Origin of the sequence: Sphingomonas sp. TF3 (genome assembly GCF_003985085.1) — a bacterium.
Classification (GTDB): Bacteria; Pseudomonadota; Alphaproteobacteria; order Sphingomonadales; family Sphingomonadaceae; genus Sphingomonas.
Genome location: NZ_RWKS01000055.1, coordinates 1 through 5808, shown reverse-complemented (window position 1 = coordinate 5808; position 5808 = coordinate 1). Strand labels below are relative to the sequence as shown.

At 54.0% G+C, this 5808-nt stretch carries 1 protein-coding gene, 3 tRNA genes and 3 rRNA genes; 6 read left to right on the top strand and 1 reads right to left on the bottom strand.

Annotation, left to right across the window (positions count from 1 at the left end; genetic code table 11):
• Positions 1-208, bottom strand: a 208-nt coding sequence (locus EJC47_RS21245; protein WP_221885202.1) for a hypothetical protein, incomplete at its 3' end; no start/stop codon positions are given.
• A gap of 97 nt (positions 209-305) precedes the next feature.
• Here EJC47_RS21245 and EJC47_RS20545 point away from each other — a divergent pair.
• From EJC47_RS20545 to EJC47_RS20520, 6 genes are all read left to right on the top strand, one after another.
• Positions 306-1790, top strand: a 16S ribosomal RNA gene (locus EJC47_RS20545).
• Between the two features lie 179 nt (positions 1791-1969).
• Positions 1970-2046 (top strand) — tRNA-Ile (locus EJC47_RS20540).
• An 18-nt stretch (positions 2047-2064) separates the two neighbouring features.
• Positions 2065-2140 (top strand) — tRNA-Ala (locus tag EJC47_RS20535).
• 432 nt (positions 2141-2572) lie between these two features.
• Positions 2573-5368, top strand: a 23S ribosomal RNA gene (locus EJC47_RS20530).
• Positions 5369-5525: 157 nt separating this feature from the next.
• Positions 5526-5640 (top strand): 5S ribosomal RNA (gene rrf / locus EJC47_RS20525).
• The 16S, 23S and 5S rRNA genes sit together here with 3 tRNA genes alongside, the layout of an rRNA operon.
• A 91-nt stretch (positions 5641-5731) precedes the next feature.
• A tRNA-Met gene (locus EJC47_RS20520) sits at positions 5732-5808 on the top strand.

The following is a 5808-nucleotide window of genomic DNA, read 5'->3' as shown; positions in this document are numbered from 1 at the left end:
CACCGCAGCGGTGGCCCACACGGTCCGCTTCTACGGTCACCAAATTTTCGGCGCTCGGCTCGCCCCTTGAAAGAAAGGGTTGAGCAAGGCGTCGGTATTTTGCGCTCTTTGACATTGTTGGTTTAAGATGAAGGGACATGTGGGCGGCGGCTTCACGGTTTTTCGGGTCCTCTAGGCTCGATTGATCGTTTAAAGCTAAGCTGTTCATACATGTCCTTCACGTTTCCATACGTAAGAATATGTGCAGAGCAGCTCCTAGAGATGCCGGCTTTATCGTGGAATTCCACTGCGATGATGTCGGTCATAAACTTGAGAGTTTGATCATGGCTCAGAATGAACGCTGGCGGCATGCCTAACACATGCAAGTCGAACGAAGGCTTCGGCCTTAGTGGCGCACGGGTGCGTAACGCGTGGGAATCTGCCCTCAGGTTCGGAATAACAGCGAGAAATTGCTGCTAATACCGGATGATATCGCGAGATCAAAGATTTATCGCCTGAGGATGAGCCCGCGTAGGATTAGCTAGTTGGTGTGGTAAAGGCGCACCAAGGCGACGATCCTTAGCTGGTCTGAGAGGATGATCAGCCACACTGGGACTGAGACACGGCCCAGACTCCTACGGGAGGCAGCAGTGGGGAATATTGGACAATGGGCGAAAGCCTGATCCAGCAATGCCGCGTGAGTGATGAAGGCCTTAGGGTTGTAAAGCTCTTTTACCCGGGATGATAATGACAGTACCGGGAGAATAAGCTCCGGCTAACTCCGTGCCAGCAGCCGCGGTAATACGGAGGGAGCTAGCGTTATTCGGAATTACTGGGCGTAAAGCGCACGTAGGCGGCTTTGTAAGTTAGAGGTGAAAGCCTGGAGCTCAACTCCAGAATTGCCTTTAAGACTGCATCGCTTGAATCCAGGAGAGGTGAGTGGAATTCCGAGTGTAGAGGTGAAATTCGTAGATATTCGGAAGAACACCAGTGGCGAAGGCGGCTCACTGGACTGGTATTGACGCTGAGGTGCGAAAGCGTGGGGAGCAAACAGGATTAGATACCCTGGTAGTCCACGCCGTAAACGATGATAACTAGCTGTCGGGGCTCTTAGAGCTTCGGTGGCGCAGCTAACGCATTAAGTTATCCGCCTGGGGAGTACGGCCGCAAGGTTAAAACTCAAATGAATTGACGGGGGCCTGCACAAGCGGTGGAGCATGTGGTTTAATTCGAAGCAACGCGCAGAACCTTACCAGCGTTTGACATGTCCGGACGATTTCGGGAGACCGATCTCTTCCCTTCGGGGACTGGAACACAGGTGCTGCATGGCTGTCGTCAGCTCGTGTCGTGAGATGTTGGGTTAAGTCCCGCAACGAGCGCAACCCTCGTCCTTAGTTGCCATCATTTAGTTGGGCACTCTAAGGAAACCGCCGGTGATAAGCCGGAGGAAGGTGGGGATGACGTCAAGTCCTCATGGCCCTTACGCGCTGGGCTACACACGTGCTACAATGGCGGTGACAGTGGGCAGCAATCTCGCAAGGGTGAGCTAATCTCCAAAAGCCGTCTCAGTTCGGATTGTTCTCTGCAACTCGAGAGCATGAAGGCGGAATCGCTAGTAATCGCGGATCAGCATGCCGCGGTGAATACGTTCCCAGGCCTTGTACACACCGCCCGTCACACCATGGGAGTTGGATTCACCCGAAGGCAGTGCGCTAACCGCAAGGAGGCAGCTGACCACGGTGGGTTCAGCGACTGGGGTGAAGTCGTAACAAGGTAGCCGTAGGGGAACCTGCGGCTGGATCACCTCCTTTCTAAGGATATCGGCAGAAAGCGCCTTTTGCTTCGGTGAGAGGAAGAGCTTCTTCCATTCCAAAGAACATTGGCCGCCGTCCTCATGTCCCTTCATCACTGGATCCACAGCCTAGCGGCTGTGGTAGCCTGAGCTGGCTCTTGCCGCGTGGCGGCCCTTATGGGGCTAGTCCTGGCGCATGGGCCTGTAGCTCAGTTGGTTAGAGCGCACCCCTGATAAGGGTGAGGTCGGTGGTTCGAATCCACCCAGGCCCACCATGCGCTGTGCAAGTAGATGGGGCCTTAGCTCAGCTGGGAGAGCGGTTGCTTTGCAAGCATCAGGTCATCGGTTCGATCCCGATAGGCTCCACCACTGCGCAGGTTGCGAGACGATTTAGCGAAGCTAAATCGCACGCAAACAAGCACGGCCAGCGCTGCTAAGCGCGCCCATAAGGCGCAGCTTTGCTGCGACTGACGGGCGCAAGCGCGCGAGGCGCGCTCGACCAATATCCAGAGATGAAGAGAAACGGTTCCGCTTCGGCGGAAATTGCGGGGTTCGCCCCGCCTTATTTGACATTGTGAATGGGTTCTTAAAATCGATGCCGTGATATCGGCGTTGGTTCGACGAGAACGTTTTGGTTCGGGTTTACCCGGATCGGAGCGGTTCGAGGCGGATACAACGCTTTAATAATCAGGCTGAGCATTTTAATCATCCGCACCAAGATACTGTGACTTTGCTGCTCTGCCGAGTTTTGGTCTGATCGTCATGATCAGTCCCAGCATTGTCATTGGTGGTGCGGACTCTCAAGCGTGAGGTAAGGGCAATTCGTGGATGCCTTGGCGCATACAGGCGATGAAGGACGTGGCACGCTGCGATAAGCTGCGGTGAGGTGTGAGCAACCTTTGACCCGCAGATTTCCGAATGGGGAAACCCACCTATCCCGTTTAACTTGTTCGTTCCTGGTAACAGGGGCGGCCAAGCTAAATGGGGCTAGGTATCACTTAAGTGAATACATAGCTTTCGTGAAGCGAACCCGGCGAACTGAAACATCTCAGTAGCTGGAGGAAAAGACATCAACCGAGATTCCGTTAGTAGTGGCGAGCGAACGCGGACCAGGCCAGTGCCGACAAGTGAATTAGCAGAACGATTTGGAAAGATCGGCCATAGCGGGTGACAGCCCCGTATGCGAAAGTGAAATTGTCGGACTTGAGTAGGGCGGGACACGTGTAATCCTGTCTGAACATAGGGGGACCACCCTCTAAGCCTAAATACTCGTATGCGACCGATAGTGAACTAGTACCGTGAGGGAAAGGTGAAAAGCACCCCGATGAGGGGAGTGAAACAGTACCTGAAACGGATTGCCTACAAGCAGTTGGAGGGTCCTTGAGGCCTGACAGCGTACCTCTTGCATAATGGGTCTGTGACTTAATGTATCAAGCAAGCTTAAGCCGTTAGGTGTAGGCGCAGCGAAAGCGAGTCTGAATAGGGCGCCAGAGTTTGATGTATTAGACCCGAAACCCGGCGATCTAGGCATGACCAGGATGAAGGTGCGGTAACACGCACTGGAGGTCCGAACCGATTAACGTTGAAAAGTTACCGGATGAGTTGTGTTTAGGGGTGAAAGGCCAATCAAGCCGGGAAATAGCTGGTTCTCCGCGAAAACTATTGAGGTAGTGCCTCGAGCGAATACCGTAGGGGGTAGAGCACTGGATGGATGCGGGGGTCGCGAGACCTACCAACTCTAACCAAACTCCGAATACCTACGAGTACTACTCGGGAGACAGACGGCGGGTGCTAAGGTCCGTCGTCAAAAGGGAAACAGCCCTGACCTACAGCTAAGGTCCCCAAGTCATCACTAAGTGGGAAAGCATGTGGAACTTCCAAAACAACCAGGAGGTTGGCTTAGAAGCAGCCATCCTTTAAAGAAAGCGTAACAGCTCACTGGTCTAAATAAGAGGTTCTGCGGCGAAGATGTAACGGGGCTAAAGTGATGCACCGAAGCTTAGGGTGTGGCGTAAGCCACGCGGTAGCGGAGCGTTCCGTAAGCCTGTGAAGCGATCTGGTAATGGGTCGTGGAGGTATCGGAAGTGCGAATGCAGACATGAGTAGCGATAAAAAGGGTGAGATGCCCTTTCGCCGAAAGACCAAGGGTTCCTGCGCAAGGCTAATCCGCGCAGGGTGAGCCGGCCCCTAAGACGAGCCCGAAGGGGGTAGTCGATGGGAACCACGTTAATATTCGTGGGCCTGGTGGTGTGTGACGGATCTCGTGTGTTGTTCTCCCTTATTGGATTGGGAGGGCTTCGAAGAGGTTCCAGGAAATAGCCCCACCGTATAGACCGTACCCGAAACCGACACAGGTGGTCAGGTAGAGTATACCAAGGCGCTTGAGAGAAGTGTCCTGAAGGAACTCGGCAAATTGCCTCCGTACCTTCGGAAGAAGGAGGCCCTCATTGTGCGCAAGCATTTTGAGGGGGCACAGGCCAGGGGGTAGCGACTGTTTAGCAAAAACACAGGGCTCTGCTAAGTCGGCTTCAAGACGACGTATAGGGCCTGACGCCTGCCCGGTGCCTGAAGGTTAAGTGGAGGGGTGCAAGCTCTGAAATGAAGCCCAGGTAAACGGCGGCCGTAACTATAACGGTCCTAAGGTAGCGAAATTCCTTGTCGGGTAAGTTCCGACCTGCACGAATGGCGTAACGACTTCCCCACTGTCTCCAGGACATGCTCAGCGAAATTGAATTCCCCGTGAAGATGCGGGGTTCCCGCGGTTAGACGGAAAGACCCCGTGCACCTTTACTGCAGCTTCAGAGTGGCATTAGGAAAGAACTGTGTAGCATAGGTGGGAGGCTTTGAAGCGTTGGCGCCAGCTGACGTGGAGCCATAGGTGAAATACCACCCTGTTGTTTTCTGATGTCTAACCTCGATCCATGAAACTGGATCAGGGACCCTCTGTGGCGGGTAGTTTGACTGGGGCGGTCGCCTCCTAAAGAGTAACGGAGGCGCGCAATGGTGGGCTCAGGACGGTTGGAAACCGTCTGTTAGAGTGCAATGGCATAAGCCCGCCTGACTGCGAGACTGACAAGTCGAGCAGAGACGAAAGTCGGTCATAGTGATCCGGTGGTCCCTCGTGGAAGGGCCATCGCTCAACGGATAAAAGGTACGCCGGGGATAACAGGCTGATAACCCCCAAGAGCTCATATCGACGGGGTTGTTTGGCACCTCGATGTCGGCTCATCACATCCTGGGGCTGGAGCAGGTCCCAAGGGTTTGGCTGTTCGCCAATTAAAGTGGTACGTGAGCTGGGTTCAGAACGTCGCGAGACAGTTTGGTCCCTATCTGCCGTGGGCGTCGAAATTTGAGAGGAGTTGACCCTAGTACGAGAGGACCGGGTTGAACATACCTCTGGTGTACCTGTCGTTCTGCCAAGAGCGCAGCAGGGTAGCTATGTATGGACGGGATAACCGCTGAAAGCATCTAAGCGGGAAGCCTCCCTCGAGATAAGATTTCATAGAGCCGTCAGAGACCATGACGTTGATAGATCGGATGTAGAAGCGCGGTAACGCGTGGAGCTAACCGATACTAATTGCTCTATTCGCGCTTGAGAGTCCCACCATCAATGACAATCCTGGGTAAACCAGCTGTCACGGAATGGCGGATGATCAAATGCAACGCCTGATTAACAACTACCATCTTCAGATTGTCGTAAACGTGCACCGATTTTAAGATCAAAGAACCCCTTTGCTGTTCACCGGCTCCATTGCTTGGTGGCTATAGCGTCAGTGCCCCACCCGATCCCATCCCGAACTCGGCCGTGAAACCTGACTGCGCCGATGGTACTATCACTTAAGTGATGGAAGAGTAGGTCGTCGCCAGGCATTGAAGCCGGTGAGCAGCAAAGCTCCTTAGATCAAAAGAACCCATTCACATGTCACCTACCCTTTCGTTCCGCGACACAAGCGGAACTGCCGCGGGGTGGAGCAGCCCGGTAGCTCGTCAGGCTCATAACCTGAAGGTCACAGGTTCAAATCCTGTCCCCGCAACCA